This window comes from Psychrobacter sp. H8-1 (assembly GCF_904846575.1).
GTDB classification, from domain to species: domain Bacteria; phylum Pseudomonadota; class Gammaproteobacteria; order Pseudomonadales; family Moraxellaceae; genus Psychrobacter; species Psychrobacter fulvigenes.
In genome coordinates, this window is record NZ_CAJHBG010000001.1 from 2503218 (window position 1) to 2519879 (window position 16662).

Below are 16662 nucleotides of genomic sequence, written 5' to 3' on the forward strand. Positions count from 1 at the left end.
AAGAGCACACCATTCAGTGCACTCTCTATTTAACTCTAGTTGCTACGGCTTAACTTTAGTAGTTACGGTTTAGCTCTAGTTATTATGGGCGTAGGTAGGTAGCAAGGCTTTATTTTAGCGTACCTAAGCGGCTTGAGATTTGACTAACAATCTGATCAATCTCTTGGTTAGCTTCTGATTCGTTGTCTAAATTGCCATGGGGCGTCAACTGATTGACGACTTCAGGTAATAATTCAGCGAGACCTTGACGAACTTCTGCTTCATTGGCACCCGTATGCGCAGCGACTTGTTGAATTTCAGTGGTATCAAATAAACGAGTAATATCATTAGGGTCCAAATTATCATTAACCTCATTAGTACTCATCCAAGAGCGTGCTTGGTTATCAAAACCCATGCTGGTGATCTTTGATAGTGCGCCACCCAAGCCACCATTTCGCTGAATCCAGCTCATCACCATAGGTAGCAGTGCCGCAACTAGCATGCCTTTACCGCCGCCAAAGCCACTCCTATTGGTTTGACCGCCTAGCACACTACCCAGTATGTCACCCAAACCACCTGCGCCAGAGTTGGTGTTAGCACGCTGATTGCCGTTACCACCGATCAGGCCACCTAAAACATCGTCTAAACCAAAGCCGTTATCTGCTTGATTGTTATTAGGGCTATTAGCGCTGCCACCTAGTACCCCGCCTAAAATATCACCAAGACCACCGGTGCGACGCGGATTAATATTTTGGTTCACTGGGTTACGCTTTGAGTCTTCTGGATCCATAGCGCTACGGGCGACTTGTGTAATTAAATTTCCTAATAAGCTCATAATGTCATCCTTTTATTATCATATTTCCATTATCACACATGTCATCATAACTATCCGAGATCTGTGTGATTTGAGTCATTTTTAATATGCATAGCTTTCAATGCATTATTATTCAGTAATGCTGTCTAATACCATTTCCAAAAATTAGAGTAACGCGAAAAACTTGTGCAAGTACTACAGCTAGTAGGCTTAGCAAGTTTGACAACGTTAATCGCACTTTTTGGGTTTGGTATAATATAGCAAATCCTGCTGACTGGTAAGATAAGTGTTTTGTTATAGCGTGTAGGACTTCATTAGCTTACTGTTATGAGCCAAAGTACAGCTCAAACTTTGAAGGTATGACCTTTAACTAAGGTGTGTCGATTACATTGGCCAAGATCATCAGCTGTCGCCATTCATCCATACTCACTTGATCTCGATATATAATGACAGTCAATGACCGTTTAAATGGTTCGATCGTCTCAAAACTAAGACTTATTAGCCAGCTATAATTATTTACCTTATTCAAATCAGCAAGCCACAGCTCGTCACCTCGACCTGTACGCATCAGCAGCTGCCAGTCTTTATTTATCTGCTTATCTAAAGGCGGCTGACTTAAGTGTAGTAATATCGGCCGTGAGAGAGCCAAATAACTCACTACCATGACACTGATAATGACTACCAGCACATAGTGCCACAATAATAACTGTGCAAACCATGCCAATATTATTATTGTAATTATCAGACCTGAATACAACAGGGTACGCAAATAGCTATTTGGCTTAATGACGGTGTCAATACGTAGCAATCCTGCCTGCTCGACATCTGCCACGCTATCGCGCACCTGAGGTGGTCGTATCGTAAACCCTAGTCTTTTGCATGACGCCACGTTTTAATTTTATTGACCAAGGTCCATATAGCCTCATCATCTGGACGGCTTTGATTGGTAAAGTAATCCAATAAATCAGGATCTTCATGAGTAAGCATCTGGGCAAAAGCGGCTTGCTCCGCAGGATCAGCGGTCAGATACAACTCTTTGACATAAGGATCAATATAAAAGTCTAACTCTTTTAAACCGCGGCGAGCTTGATAAATAATACGGCGCTGCTCATTGGTTGGTTCTGGTTGCATGTTTTTGGTCATATCGCTTGTCGTCCTATCGATGGTTTCATTGATTAAAAATATAAATGCTTTAATTGATGACACGCCCTAGAATGTTAAGTGTTTGATTCATAGTATGTCTGTGATATTTATCAAGCTTAGTATTTATCAAGCTTAGTCAGGATTGATGTTTATTATAAGCAGACAGCTGAGTCCATAGTGCCACGGCTTGCTGCATCATCGCTACATTATGCGTGCGAATGATACTCGCACCCTGTTGTAGAGCAAAAAGTCCAGCTGCCATTCCTGCGGCATCACGTTCTAACGCTTGAGTATTAGCAACAGCTTCGACGCCACTTTTACTGAGTACTTCTGCTAAAAATCGCTTGCGCGAAATACCAAACATCATCGGCAATCCGAGTGTTTGTAACTTTTTAAGCTGACTTAATAAAGCACAATGATGCTCATAGTTTTTAGCAAAGCCAAATCCAGGGTCAATAATTATTTTTTCACGTTTGACACCGAGGGTTAACACCTCATCAATACGCGCAGCAAGCTCAGTACCGACCTCTTCAACCACATCATCATACCGTGCCAAATCATTCATGGTCGTTGGCTCACCACGCATGTGCATGAGCATAACTGGTATATCAAGCGCTGCCGCTAACTGTGCTGCACCTTCGCGCTTAAGCGCTCGTACATCGTTCCAGATGTCAGCACCTGCAGCAAAAGCTGCCTGCATCACCGCTGGATTACTGGTATCAATAGACAGCCAAATATCATGACCAAAATGCTGTCTGATGGCTTGCACAACTGGTACAACACGCTGAATCTCTGCAGAAGTGGCAACAGGGTCAGCATTTGGACGCGTAGATTCACCGCCAATATCAATAATCGTTGCGCCTTCACTCATCATTTGCTGACAATGTTGAAGGGCTTTATCGACCGCATTGAACTGCCCACCATCCGAAAACGAATCTGGCGTTACGTTGAGAATACCCATAATATGTGGCTGCGATAGATCTAACACTTTGTCGCGGCTCGAAACGCTATAAATAGGTAGGGGCTCAAATAATGACATAAGCAATCCATCATAAATAAGGTTTATAAGTAATACCATTTCCAAAAATTAGAGTAACGCGGAAAACTTGCGCAAGTACTACACCTAGTAGACTTAGCAAGTTTGACAAAGTTAATCGCACTTTTTGGGTTTGGTATAAGAGAGTTTTGATCTTATTATCTGTGCTTATGATACCAGTAAATCTTACGCTGTCCTAAACCCTTCATAAAATGATGCCAATAAAAAAGCCCTTTATAAAAAGGGCTTTTGATATTCGAGATTAATTAACTATAGGATTACATCGCTGGTAATGGTGGCGGTGTTGGTCCAGTGGTTTTGATATCGTTTTTGGACAGATTCACCTCATTGTGCTGATACACTCTTGGTGGACGTGGCTCTTCACCTGCCAAGATATCTTGCAACTGATCGCGGTCAATCGTTTCCCACTTCATTAACGCATCAACCATTGCGTGCATCTTTTCTTGATTACCTTCGATAAGCTCACGAGCAATATCATACTGCTCTTCTAGCATACGGCGCACTTCTTCATCAACCTTCTGCTGCGTGGCTTCTGATATCGTACGGCTGCTAGAGCCAAAGTAACCTTGTGAGCTGTCTTCATCTTCATACACCATAATACCAAGTGCATCAGACATACCGTACTTAGTGACCATCGCCCGTGCCATTTTGGTTGCACGTTCAAAGTCGTTTGAAGCACCTGTCGACATCTGATTGATAAATACTTCTTCGGCGATACGACCACCAAACAAAATAGCAATATCATTGAGCATTTTTGACTTATACATGCTGGTCTGATCATGCTCAGGCAGCTGCCAAGTAACACCAAGGGCAAAGCCACGCGGCATAATCGTTACTTTATGCACCGGATCCGTGCCAGGTAGCAATTCAGCGACCAAGGCATGGCCTGCTTCATGATAAGCAGTTGCACGGCGCTCTTCTTCACGTATGACCATAGACTTACGTTCAGGACCCATATACAGCTTATCTTTAGCATCTTCAAAATCATTCATGTCGACACTGGTCTTGTTACGACGTGCCGCAAATAATGCTGCTTCGTTTACAAGGTTGGCAAGCTGTGCACCACTAAACCCAGGTGTACCACGAGCAAGTGAGTTGGCATCCACACCAATGGTATTTGGTAGCTTACGCAAATGCACCTTTAAAATTTGTTCACGGCCTTTGATATCTGGCAAGCCAACTTGTACTTGACGGTCAAAACGACCTGGACGTAATAATGCTTTATCAAGAACATCCGCACGGTTGGTTGCAGCAATGACGATAACGCCTTCATTACCTTCAAAACCGTCCATCTCAACCAGCAACTGGTTAAGCGTCTGCTCACGCTCATCATTACCGCCGCCCATACCTGAGCCACGATGACGACCGACTGCATCAATCTCATCAATAAAGATGATACAAGGGGCGCTTTTCTTTGCTTGTTCAAACATGTCACGTACGCGGGACGCACCAACACCAACGAACATCTCTACAAAATCAGACCCTGAGATTGAAAAGAACGGCACTTTGGCTTCACCAGCAATGGCTCTGGCTAATAGTGTCTTACCAGTACCTGGAGGACCTACCATCAAAATACCACGTGGGATGGTCGCGCCAAGCTTGGTAAATTTGTCTGGATCACGTAAGAACTCGACAACTTCAACGACTTCTTCTTTGGCTTCTTCACAACCAGCCACGTCTTCAAAGTTGACGTTAATTTGATCTTCAGTCAGCATTTTGGCTTTTGACTTACCAAAGCTCATCGGACCGCCGCCTTTACCGCCAGCGCCGCCTTGCATATTACGCATGAAGAATAGAAACAGACCAATAATTAATAAAATTGGGAAGCTGGCTATCAGCAGTTGCATCAATACGCTTTGGCGTTTCGGTGCCGTTCCTTGAACTTCGACTTGGTTCTCACGCAGCATTGGCATTAGCTGGTCATCAGCTACAGCTGGCCTAATGGTTTCAAAGGTTGAACCATTTTTCTTTTCGCCGGTGATTTGTTCACCGTCGATCTCAACACTGGCTACTTGGTTCTCAGACACTGCGGTCACAAACTCAGAGTAGTTAAGGCTATCCGGCTCTGTCGATTGGTCAAAGCCGCTAAACACCAGCACTAATATGCCGATTACCACCAGCCACAATAAGGTATTTTTTACCATGTCGCTCACTAGTTATTCCCATCCCTTACTTATTGGTGTGTTTACTAAACACGTGACGCCTTGTAATGTATCATTTAGTCTTTGCGATATCATACAATCTTTACATTCATATCGTATCTCGATACTTGCATGCTCATCTTACCGCATATTAAAGTATAAAAGAGACACAAATGAAAAGAATAATGCAGAAAGACTACTCACATTATCAAGCGACTTTGCTTGAAACAAAGTTAATATAACAATTATATGTGGTACTGACTGGCATAATTCAAGCAAGCGCTGCGTTTATTCAGTTAACTATTGTAGCGGTTTTCTACTATTTAACCTACTCAATCAGCCCCCTAAAACTAAGCATCACCACTCTATACTGACGTTATAAGCTATATTAGTTATAAGCTATTTAATAGCTATCCAAAACATCTCTTTCGAACGTGGTCGTGATGCAGCGGGTTTAATACTACGAATCTTACTAAATTTAGACTGCATTTGCTTGCGTAATTCTTGAGCTCCTTCACCTTGAAACACTTTCATAATAAGGGCGCCACCTTCTGGTAAGGTTTCCAAAGCAAAGTCTACTGCAAGCTCGCACAAGTACATCATTCGTGGCTGATCTATGGCACTATTGCCTGCCGTATTAGGCGCCATATCGGACAACACCACATCCACTTGCCTATCGCCAACCTCTGCCATGATAGTGTCGAATACATCTGCTTCGCGAAAGTCGCCCTGAATAAAGGTGACGTCTGGCAAATTATCCATCGGCAAAATATCAGAGGCGATCAATATGCCTTTTTCTCCGACAAGCTTGCTGGCGACTTGTGACCAACTGCCAGGTGCACTGCCTAAATCAACGACCGTCATGCCTTTTTTGATAAGATTGGTTTTTTCGTTGATCTCTAATAACTTATAAGCGGCGCGCGCACGATAGCCATCTTTTTGCGCTTTTTGTACATAATGATCATCAATATGCTCTTTCATCCAAGCACTGCTGCTTTTTGATAATTTTTTGTTTTCAATACGCGTGGCCAAAACACCTGCTCCTCTTACTTTTAAATGCATTGATACATAATTTGTGAACATCCATGACGCTATTATCCATCAATCAAAGCTATAGACACCATTATCAGTCATACTGCTTTGCTCATAACTGAAATAAACAGTAATGTTAATGATTTAACAGATTTATCTGCTAACAGCGTCTATAATGCAACAAGTTATCCAGTTTAACATTTCCATCACCTAAAATCGTGCAAAATCCTGCTGATTTCATGCAAGATGGAGACAGTTTATCTATAATGGGTATTAACTTTTTTAATGATATTCTCTACCGCTTTTATACTTCGCTATTTTTTACACTTGGCTATAATAGCAGCGGTAACTTTTTTTAAGATCAACTTTTATTTTTACAAATATTTAGGAAATTTATGCAACTCGATAACGCTACCCTTAAACGCTTAAAAGGTATTGGTCATGAGCTCAAACCTATTGTCATGATTGGCAACAAAGGCATCACACCCTCGATCACTGAAGAGATTGATCGCGCCCTTACCGATCACGAACTCATCAAAGTAAAGCTACCTGCAGGCACGAAAGAAGAACGTGATATCGTCGGAGCTGAGCTTGCCAAAGCGGCTAATGCTTCTTTGGTACATTCTATCGGTCGTATGGCGTTGTTACTCCGTCAAAACCCGAATGCCAATCCAAAGCTATCCAATCTAGTTCGTCACGCTCAATAAGACAATGCTATTCGTATGGACTCTAAGGTAAAAGTTCATTGGGATAGATCAAGAAGGCCACGTTCATTCTGTTCGTGGCCTTCTTGTCATTAGTATTGATGGTTCAGTATTTTTATCAGTATCTCTATCATTATTGCCACGTTCACCCTCGATAAGTAAAAACTTCATTCACTACTGCTATTCTTATATATAACATTACTCTCACTCTTCATGCTTAATGAACTCACACTATGAGCCAGACCTTTATCTTAATACTAGCTACCGACAGCATTGCAGCAGACGCAAAACAGCTGGGCGTCAGTCCTGCGCAGCTACAAGACATTAGCATACAAGTTGATGCTTCGATTGTGCAAAAAAATGCCCTTCCATATAGTGATAATCAAATCATGGCATTACAGCTATGGCTCAGCTATCAGATACAGCTACCTTCATCCATACTGGCTGAGCAACTGTGCTGGCCTGCATGGCGTGAGGATCAGGTTGGTTTTGCCGACTACTTATGGGAGCAGACCTGTCTTGAGTGCTTCATTAGTAGCGATAGTGCTAATAGTATAGAGAATGACAACAGTTATATTGAGATAAACGCCAGCCCAAGTGGACAGTACGCCTTTTATCATTTCCAGAGCTATCGCAATCCAGCAAAGTTGCCCCCAGTGCCTTTGATACAAGCGAGTACTGGCAAGCGCGCTCATATCATCTGGCCTGCTACCCAATCGAAACCCTCTAAATCTCAGCGCTATGATGGTAATTATAACTACCACTGCAGACTTGGTTTCTCTCTTGATCAGCTACCATATACATCATCTACCAAAAATGGACTTGAGAACCTAAATCATGACTTAGATAATAGCTTGGATAGTGGCTTAAACATCTCTAATACTAACGCCCATCATAACGCCATTAAGTTCATCCATCCTTGTGTGATTTTATGGTTCGGTGATACTGCATTATACTTTGCGCCCGCTCATGCCTCTCCCCCTGACTTTCATCAACGCCGTTTTTGGTCACACTTTGACTATCAAGCAGCAGCTGCTACATAGCCATTACTGTCTACTAGAGCGTGTTCTCAACTCAATCTGAGCAACAAGCTCTAAATAGGCTAAAAATAGTTACAATACAAAAAACAACTAACTGCATCAACCTTGTTCAATTGAAGAGATGAGGCTTGCACTCTTTTTCCTTAATGCTCTAATTTAAAATACTGCATAAAAAAACCCAGTAATATCATTAAAGACATTACTGAGTCTGGAGAAAACTTTAAATTTTATGGCCTAACTATTTATTAAATCTGATTATTAGGTCTTATTTGTCAGCCATAGCAAGGTAGATGCCACGATCTGATGCATCATCAACGTATTGTGAATCGCGCCATGTTGTATAGCTGTGAGTGCCGCTGTAAGGGCTAATGCTTTTTTGACGGAAATCTGATACCCAGCCGTTGCCATCAAATATTTGAATGTGCCCATGTGGGCGTCTTGAGGTGCGGTCATAAACGACAACATCACCAATTTGTGGTGGCATATCATTACTGATTTTAGTGAAGCCTGCCTGTGCTAGCGTGCCACGAGAGGCATACTGATATGCTGAAGGGTTGGGCGTAAACTCATATCCCGCAGACTGTAATGCTTTACGTACATAACGGGCACAGTAACCAGAGCTTCTAGACAGTGCTGCTCGTGATGCACGGGCAGCTGCAAGTGCAGGTGCTGAGTTGCTATCTGGTACGCGGCTACTGGCTTGCTGCTGACGCTCATAAGATAGACGACTGGTTAGTGAGGCAAGTTGATACTCTTTTTGCTGAGCATGAGCACTTAGGTTATCGATAGCCTGACTGATTTCGTCATTGCTAAAGACATGGGCGCCACTATTAGTACTATAAATATTACGGCTAGAACCATAATTATTTGAGGCTGAGATATTAGTGATGGTATGAGTCAAGGTATTATTTGGTTGAAAGGTCGTTTCGACAGCACCACTCGTTTGTGCTATGCCCATTCCCAATACTGACAAAATTAATAAAGCTTGTTTCATAAATTTACTACCTATTGTTAATACAAGATTGCCTGCCATCCATAACAAAGCATCGATTAATTTAGAGAATATAATCATGAGACAATCATGATAAAATTCTGAATACAGCCGCTTACTATTTAGTCTACAGTGGTCAACCTAGGCATCATTGCCAGTGTGGTTGCTCACCTCATAAATCGCTCGCTTTTCATTCTATCTATAAAGTTGAGCTTGCTAATCTTGCAAATCGGCTTTATCACCTAATTGATGAGTAAACACGATGTCAAAAAAACAGCCTAATCGGCTCGCTCAGCTTATTGATCATCAAGAGTTCGCGGGTAGCGCGCTACCTAAAACTCTAGCTGATAATATGCAACTTTATACAAAGGCCACTGATGAGGTAAAAAAGCTTCTGGTAGATTGTCTACCTGAGGAAATACTTGATACCTGTTGGGTTGTGGGCTTAACTCCTGAGCAATTAACGCTCAGCGTGGGCTCGGTCACAGCAGCCAATCATATTCGTTATTTACAAAACGCCTATTTGCAGGTGTTAACAGAGCAGTCAATTACATTTCAACAACTCAAGCAAATCCGTGTCGTGGTAACAAATACACCAGCTGTAAATCCATCGTCTAATCAACATTTAGCATCATCAACGACAGCTTTAAAACCTCATAAAGCCAATGAAAATCAGGCTCTTAGCCAAAACACAAAGCGGACTATAACACAGGCTGCAAAGCATGTCACCACTGATAAAAACCTCAAAAAAGCACTTTTGCGCTTGGCTGATGAGTAAAAAAACAGCTGTTTACAATGTAAAGTTATGTAAGTAATTTAAGTTAAACGCCGTTTTTGGCATAGACAATCACTGATTTTATAAACAAAAAAAATCATCTAAAAGTTGAATCCAAAATATGGACCTAACCTCTAGATGATTTGTAGTTGGATAAAGCTTTTGTATACTCTGGGTTGGAGAAAGTGCCACAAAAAACCCCAACACATATATTCATTATTACGATTATAATTTGCACGTTATCAAAGGTCGACTATGTAATCTTACGTAAGTGTTGCGATACATCATGTATATTTGCGTATTCATCCTTCAACGGTCATACCTTTTAAGGGCAAATATTCGATAGGACAGGTTACATTGTCATCAAAAGTTACAATTTCAAAATTATTTTTATCTGACAATACTTCACGTACCAACATGTTATTTAAAGCATGACCAGATTTATAAGCATTGAAACGGCCTAAAATAGGATAACCAATCAAGTATAGATCGCCTATGGCGTCCAATATCTTGTGACGGACGAACTCATCTGCAAAACGTAAGCCTTCAGCGTTGAGTACGCGCGCATCATCGATGACAATGGCATTATCCATGCTACCGCCTAATGCCAAATTATTCTGACGTAACGTCTCAATGTCCTGCAAAAAACCAAAAGTACGAGCTTCACTTAATTGTTCGATGAAGTTTTGCGTCGAAAACTGCAATTGTGCGTGTTGAAAGTCTTTATTAAACGCAGGATGATCAAAATCAATCTCAAAGTTTAATTCAAACCCATCATAAGGACGCAGCTCTGCCCATTTGTCATCGACATCTACTCGCACTGGGCGCACAATTCGTAAAAACTTCTTTAAGCCTTCTTGCTCACGAAAACCTGACTGTAATAACAAACCTATAAAAGGTGAGGCACTGCCATCCATAATGGGAATCTCACTGGCAGAAACCCGTATTAATAGATTATCGATGCCAAGACCAGCAACTGCACTCAATAGATGCTCAACCGTACCGACACGTGTTCCACCAAAAACCAAGTTTGAGGACATCATCGTATCTTGTACCAAGAAGGCACTGGCAGGAATAGGCGTACTCCCCATTATGTCAGAGCGCTCAAAAACAATGCCTGTATCTACAGGTTGGGGATGAAACTCTAAATCGACAGGTTCGCCACTATGTAGACCGATACCTGTGATAGCGATGGCTTTTTGTATGGTTCTTTGATTCATGGCTAGTTCCTCACATATCTTGTTACAATTAGCCTAGTGTACCACTAGCTGCTACCAGTTCGCTATAGCAAAAAAACAGTAATTTACTTATTTCTTCAATTGATTCGACTCATCATGGACATTTTTTTGGTAAAAACGACTCATTAGACTGGCTTAGTATAAGTAAAACTTCCTTCATAAGCTGCTTTAAACCAAAGAGTTTAATGACCATTTCAAAGCAAATATTCATAAAACGATGAGATTTGCGCCGAAGTATATAAAATCGGAACACATATGTATCAAAGCTTGTATCAGCATACCGAATATAGCTCTGAGGCTGTTCAGGAGTACCTTGACTGTATGAAACCATCAAACTCAATGAATATACTTGTTAATCAGGTCTATTAATATATAGGCACAAAAAAAACCAACGCCTAAGCGCTGGTTTTTATATTACCTGTTAAGACCTTCTCAAACTAAACCATCCGTTTTTAGCCATAAAACACGACTAAAGCTCAATACTACTTATCATAAATTAACAATTTAACTGAATAAATTATTTATTTTGTTGACGTTTTAGGTAGTCTTGAATGCTGTTGGTCTTCGTCTGCTGCTGATCTTGAGCAGGCGTAGAGCGACTCATGCTATCTTGATACGCTCGAGTTTGTGACAGTTTCTGACTATTTAAAGCACTGGTATGCAGATTCGGATCTACTGGTTGTGTGCTGGTCACAGGAGGAACGGCTTGCGGCTGTTTAGCCTCTTCACCCGCACGCTCATCCAAGGTCAAACCAGTGGCAATCACGGTGACATGGATATCATCACCCATTTCTTCGTCAACGACTGAGCCGTAGAAAATATTGGCATCATCAGTATCGGTAATACCTTCAACAATTTCACTGATCTTGCTAAATTCATCCAGAGAAAGCGTTTCAGAAGAGATTACGTTAACCAATAAGCCTTTGGCATTTTCTAAGCATAAATCATCAAGTAACGGTGATTTAATGGCTTTTTCAGTTGCTTGACGGGCTCGATCATCACCACTCGCGCGGCCAATACCCATCATCGCATGACCTTTGGCGGTCATCGCGGTACGGATATCGTTAAAGTCAATATTAATCAGACCTGAACGGGCAATGGTTTCAGCGATACCTTGTACGGCGTGTAACAGTACGTCATCTGCTTTTTTGAACGCGTCTTTCATAGAGATATTGCCGTAGACACTCATCAGCTTATCATTAGGAATGGTAATGATAGAGTCAACAAAATTGGTCAGCTGCTCAATACCTGCTTTGGCAGACTTGTTACGTTTACCCCCTTCAAACTTAAAGGGTGTCGTGACGACGGCCACGGTTAGCACTTCCATTTCTTTGGCAATACGCGCAATAACAGGAGCCGCGCCCGTACCTGTACCGCCGCCCATACCTGCGGTAATAAAGACCATATCTGAGTCTTCAAGCAGCGTACGTATGGCTTCCTCTTCGCTCTCTGCAGCCTCACGCCCAACCTCTGGATTCGCACCTGCACCCAATCCACGGTTAGTTTTGGCACCCAATTGCAATTTATGCGGTACTGTCAGACGATCAAGCGCTTGTCTGTCAGTATTAGCACAAACGAACGTTACACCCTTAATACCTTGTTGAACCATATGCTCAACCGCATTACCGCCGCCGCCGCCAACACCGAATACGGTAAAGCGAGCTTGGCCATTGTTTAGAGGTTGGTTTTCATCTGGCATGGTGTATTTTGACATAAAAAAGATTCTCCAGTTGCAGATAGCGTGATGGTCAATACGTAATAACGCACTCGCATGATGTACTATCGACTTACTATATATAAATGTATTTAATTAAATAAGGGTTATAAAAGGTGAGGCTTATACAATCCATTTAAAGCCTAAATATATCATGCTACTTATGAACATAATTAAAACGACCTAGTAATATCACTATTTTTTAGAAGCTGGCTATACTTAGCAAAATACTATTACTCAAAAAACATTATTACCTAGCAAGATAGTATTCTTCAGTTAAGCATTTTTTGCTGACAGCGTACTTCCATAATAATGCCTTTATGATACCATCTCAAATATTCATGATTATAAATATATCTAAAGTATTTTCTTCAGCACATTCGAAAAGCGCTGCCCTACATTACGGAACGTGCTCTTCATGCCGCCTTTTTGTAACGCTTCAGGCTCGCTTTTCTCACTTCGGCGAAACTGCTCGCTCTGACTATAAAGCAAAGTGCCAAACGCAGTTTGATAGGCACGATCATTAATCTGCAAGTTCAACTGTTTGAATGACTCTTCATTATCAAAATAACTATAAGCGCTGATAGCCGGATGGGTATTGGACAATACAACAGGCATTTTGAGCAGTTTTTTAGCAAAAGGTACCATACCTTTAATGGTACTGCCACCGCCAGTTAAGACGATGCCGCGCTCTATATAGCTGAGCAGACCCGCCTCATGCAATTGACGAGCAACTTCGGTGAATATCTGTATATAACGGGCTTCAATGATACGCGCCAAATTATACACACTGACATTGATCTCATCGCCTGAACCTTGTGGCTTAAAAACAAAAAACGCACTTGGATCAATACTATGAATGTCTACTGTGCCATGTAGTTTTTTTAGTTTCTCAGCTTCTATCATCGAGATACCCATATCTGCTGAGATATCCATCGTGACTTCATGACCACCACTTGCTATGCAATGAGTAAAAATGAGCTTGTTTTCTTTGTAGACACAGAGACTGGTCGTACCAGCGCCAATATCCACCAAACAAACGCCCTGTTGACGCTCTTCACTCATCAAACCATACTCTGCGCTCGTCACGGCATCAAATACAATATGGTCAATACCCACATCACAGCTTTGTAGTAGCTTTTGAATATTCTGACGGCTGGCAACCGGCAGCATCATCATGTGATACATAACGGTAATGTCATTGGCAAACATCTCGATGGCATCATCTACCATCGTTTCTTGCTCATCGATATAGATACCTTGCTGACAGCAGTGCATCAAATAATAATCTGAAGGCAAATCTTGTGACTTGGCATTTGACAGCGCTTGTACCATATCTTTTGCGCTGACAGTATCTTCTTCTACCGTGACATATCCAGAGCTGTTTTTGCTCAATAGCTCTGGGGTCGCTATCGTTAGCCACACGCTGTGCACACGACAGTTTGCGGTATCTTCCGCGTCCTGAATGGCTTGCTTAATGGCACCCTGCAGACGTTCACGATGTTTGATCTGGCCTTGGTAAAAGTCGCTGTTTTTGACTTGTCCAACGCCCATGATACGAATGTCTTTTTCGGACACAACACTGCCAATCACTACATATACTGCAGTGGCACTTATATGGACAACAACCAGATTTTCAGTATTTTTCATGTTACCAAACAAATTATCGCTAAACAGGAAACTAGATGACGTTCCCATTGAATCATTGAAAAAGCATTATTTCAAAACCATTACATCACATACATCACAGTAAAAAGAGCAGGTAATATCCTGCGGCAACTTAAAGATGCTTATTAAATCAAATTATTTGTGGCAAGTGGCATTCTAAACTATTCAGATACTTCCGCTTTTGGCTCTACAACCTTCCACGTAATAGTAAAACCGTTTTTGTAACGCAAATCTATAGACTGCATCTCCTCACGGCGCGTGCTCAGCTGATTAGTGAGCAGTTGACTGAGGTTCAGCAACTTTTGTGCTGTATTTTCATTATCGACAATGACTCGTAAACCACTATCGAAGCGTACTAACCAAGTCATGCGAGGTGTTAGAATAATATCCTCAACTCGCATATCAAGTGGGGCATACCAATCATTGATCTGCTGCATTTGCTGCATAATGACTGGCGCTTGATTGATCTCACCTTGTAGTGTCGCAAACTGTGATCTGGTCAACTCTTCACTATCAACAGGTACAAACACAGCGCCCCTAGCGTCCACTAGGCGCTCAGTGCCAAAATTAGCAACTGCTTGTTTTGGCAGTGCGGTAATCACAATACCTTGTTGCCAGTCACGTGTGACGCTCACTTGATCAACCCAAGCAAGTCCCATTGCAATATCACGCAGAGCTTGCAAGTTAGTGGTAAAAAAACTACTGACTGGCTGTTGGCCCATGGTTTGTTGCAAAGTTTGATGCTGAGCAGCCGTCAAACCCTGAGTACTCACTTGTATTGCCGCTGGTGGTGCATCACGTAAGGCTTTAGCACCCATCGCTAGTATCAGCAGCAACAACCCTATCACTAAAGCTGTAAAAAAATACTTGGCCGAAGTTGGTAACTGTAAGTTGGTTTTTGGACGACGTGCGTTATCACTCATCAAGTCAGTTGCTCTGTTGACAGTTTGAGCCATGATCGCTTTTGTCCCTATATCTAATATACGCTATCGAATCACTAGTAGCTTATTACTACAATTGAACCTACTAATACCTGCAAGTTTATTAGACGATTTTACCCTAAAATGAGATGAATCTTGCCAAAATAGACTTATTCTTACAATATTAACGTATTTTGATGGCAAACAATAGCCCAACGTATGCTGTTGCTGATGATTTTACACAAGTTTACACGATGCTGTGTTATAGCAGCCCTAGCGATACATTTAATATTTCTTAGACTGTCTGCGCCAGTATGTGCCAGCACAAGCTTTCAAAATCCATACCGCGTGCTTTTGCTGCCATTGGTACCAAACTATGACTGGTCATACCTGGTACGGTATTGATCTCAAGTAGCCAGAAATTGCCATTATTATCTTGCATGGCATCGATGCGCCCCCAGCCTTTTGCATCAACTGCACGAAAAGCCGCTAAGCTTAACGCTTGCAAGTGTTTTTCGTCATGTTCACTGAGTCCACAAGGAATATAATAGCCAGTATCGTTGCGATTGTACTTGGCTTCAAAATCATAAAAATTGCTGATATCGGCAGGCTCTAGACGAATGACTGGATAGGCTTCATCATCAATAATAACAATGGTGAATTCACGGCCAGTAATCCAGCGCTCAGCCATCACTTTATCACCGCACTGTGCAGCCGTTGCATAAGCCGCTGGCAGCTCATCTAGGTGATTGACTTTGGTCATACCAATACTTGAACCTTCATGTACTGGCTTGATAATCAGTGGTAGGCCCAACATATTTACTACTTGTTGCCAATCAGTATCAGCAGTCAGCAGAGCAAACGGCGCCGTCGATAGTCCGCAGCCTTGCCACAGCTGCTTGGTCCGTACTTTGTCCATACCAAGGGCTGATGCTAAAATCCCTGAACCTGTCTGCGGGATATCCAACCACTGCAATACCCCTTGCAGCAAGCCATCCTCTCCGCCGCGACCATGTAGCACATTAAATACTCGGTCATAGTCACGCAGCTCAGTAATGTCTTGGTGCTTGGGATCAAAGTGAGTAGCGTCAACGCCTTTGTTTTGTAGTGCTTGTAGTACTGCCGCACCACTGTCTAGGGAGACGCTACGCTCATTACTGGTACCACCATAAACAACAGCCACCTTGCCAAACTCGCTGGCATCTTTTACCTTGCTGTTGGCGGCACTTTGTAGCGGCTCATGATTTGACTGATTATTTATGTGATTACCTTCTGCTTGTGCAGCAGCCACTAATGCTGGCTCTGGATTAGTGATAATTGTCGTACTTCTAGCAGAATCGTTGGCTTGGTTAAGCATGTTTGGATCTTCTTGTTGCTTATTGCCTTGATGGCTGTTTTCTTGATGATTAATAGTCATGAGGATAGTTCCTAAGATTCTTTTAAGGC

At 42.1% G+C, this 16662-nt stretch carries 15 protein-coding genes; 3 read left to right on the plus strand and 12 right to left on the minus strand.

Annotated elements, in window-relative coordinates:
• Positions 1–109 precede the first annotated feature (109 nt).
• From JMY01_RS10280 to JMY01_RS10305, 6 genes are all read right to left on the minus strand, one after another.
• Positions 110–814, minus strand: a complete 705-nt coding sequence (locus JMY01_RS10280; protein WP_201575540.1) for a YidB family protein — start codon at positions 812–814, stop codon at positions 110–112.
• Between the two features lie 349 nt (positions 815–1163).
• Positions 1164–1637: a hypothetical protein gene (locus JMY01_RS10285; protein WP_227677847.1), complete on the minus strand. Its 474-nt coding sequence runs from the start codon at positions 1635–1637 to the stop codon at positions 1164–1166.
• Between the two features lie 23 nt (positions 1638–1660).
• Positions 1661–1924 (minus strand): succinate dehydrogenase assembly factor 2, encoded by a 264-nt coding sequence (locus JMY01_RS10290; RefSeq protein WP_201577514.1) that lies wholly within the window; start codon positions 1922–1924, stop codon positions 1661–1663.
• Between the two features lie 148 nt (positions 1925–2072).
• Positions 2073–2975 (minus strand): dihydropteroate synthase, encoded by a 903-nt coding sequence (gene folP, locus JMY01_RS10295; RefSeq protein ID WP_201575542.1) that lies wholly within the window; start codon positions 2973–2975, stop codon positions 2073–2075.
• A 275-nt stretch (positions 2976–3250) separates the two neighbouring features.
• Positions 3251–5146 carry an ATP-dependent zinc metalloprotease FtsH gene (gene ftsH / locus JMY01_RS10300; RefSeq protein ID WP_201575544.1) on the minus strand — a complete coding sequence of 632 codons (1896 nt, stop codon included), beginning with the start codon at positions 5144–5146 and terminating at the stop codon, positions 3251–3253.
• 387 nt (positions 5147–5533) lie between these two features.
• A complete protein-coding gene (locus JMY01_RS10305) occupies positions 5534–6166 on the minus strand; it encodes an RlmE family RNA methyltransferase (protein ID WP_201575546.1) in 633 nt (210 codons plus the stop codon).
• Positions 6167–6561: 395 nt separating this feature from the next.
• Here JMY01_RS10305 and JMY01_RS10310 point away from each other — a divergent pair, with 395 nt between their 5' ends.
• Together JMY01_RS10310 and JMY01_RS10315 are read left to right on the plus strand one after the other, a co-directional pair.
• Positions 6562–6873 carry a YhbY family RNA-binding protein gene (locus tag JMY01_RS10310; protein ID WP_201575548.1) on the plus strand — a complete coding sequence of 104 codons (312 nt, stop codon included), beginning with the start codon at positions 6562–6564 and terminating at the stop codon, positions 6871–6873.
• Positions 6874–7103: 230 nt separating this feature from the next.
• The gene (locus JMY01_RS10315) at positions 7104–7913 is read left to right on the plus strand and encodes a hypothetical protein (protein ID WP_201575550.1); all 810 of its coding nucleotides are present in this window, start codon (positions 7104–7106) and stop codon (positions 7911–7913) included.
• Between the two features lie 262 nt (positions 7914–8175).
• On the opposite strand, the gene JMY01_RS10320 is transcribed toward JMY01_RS10315, so the two are convergent.
• Positions 8176–8904, minus strand: a complete 729-nt coding sequence (locus JMY01_RS10320; RefSeq protein WP_201577518.1) for a CHAP domain-containing protein — start codon at positions 8902–8904, stop codon at positions 8176–8178.
• 259 nt (positions 8905–9163) lie between these two features.
• On the opposite strand from JMY01_RS10320, the gene JMY01_RS10325 reads away from it, so the two are divergent.
• The gene (locus tag JMY01_RS10325) at positions 9164–9679 is read left to right on the plus strand and encodes a hypothetical protein (RefSeq protein WP_201575552.1); all 516 of its coding nucleotides are present in this window, start codon (positions 9164–9166) and stop codon (positions 9677–9679) included.
• 299 nt (positions 9680–9978) lie between these two features.
• Here the strand turns inward: JMY01_RS10325 and lpxC are convergent, their stop codons facing one another.
• The 5 genes from lpxC to JMY01_RS10350 form a co-directional block, all read right to left on the minus strand.
• Complete coding sequence (gene lpxC, locus JMY01_RS10330) at positions 9979–10896, minus strand: UDP-3-O-acyl-N-acetylglucosamine deacetylase (protein WP_201575553.1); 918 nt, start codon at positions 10894–10896, stop codon at positions 9979–9981.
• A gap of 535 nt (positions 10897–11431) precedes the next feature.
• Entirely contained in the window at positions 11432–12628 is a 1197-nt protein-coding gene (gene ftsZ, locus JMY01_RS10335; protein WP_201575554.1) for a cell division protein FtsZ, read from the minus strand.
• 357 nt (positions 12629–12985) lie between these two features.
• Positions 12986–14278 (minus strand): cell division protein FtsA, encoded by a 1293-nt coding sequence (ftsA, locus tag JMY01_RS10340; RefSeq protein WP_201575555.1) that lies wholly within the window; start codon positions 14276–14278, stop codon positions 12986–12988.
• A 179-nt stretch (positions 14279–14457) separates the two neighbouring features.
• Entirely contained in the window at positions 14458–15252 is a 795-nt protein-coding gene (locus JMY01_RS10345) for a cell division protein FtsQ/DivIB (protein ID WP_201575556.1), read from the minus strand.
• A gap of 259 nt (positions 15253–15511) precedes the next feature.
• Positions 15512–16633 (minus strand): D-alanine--D-alanine ligase, encoded by a 1122-nt coding sequence (locus tag JMY01_RS10350; RefSeq protein ID WP_227677849.1) that lies wholly within the window; start codon positions 16631–16633, stop codon positions 15512–15514.
• Positions 16634–16662 lie beyond the last annotated feature (29 nt).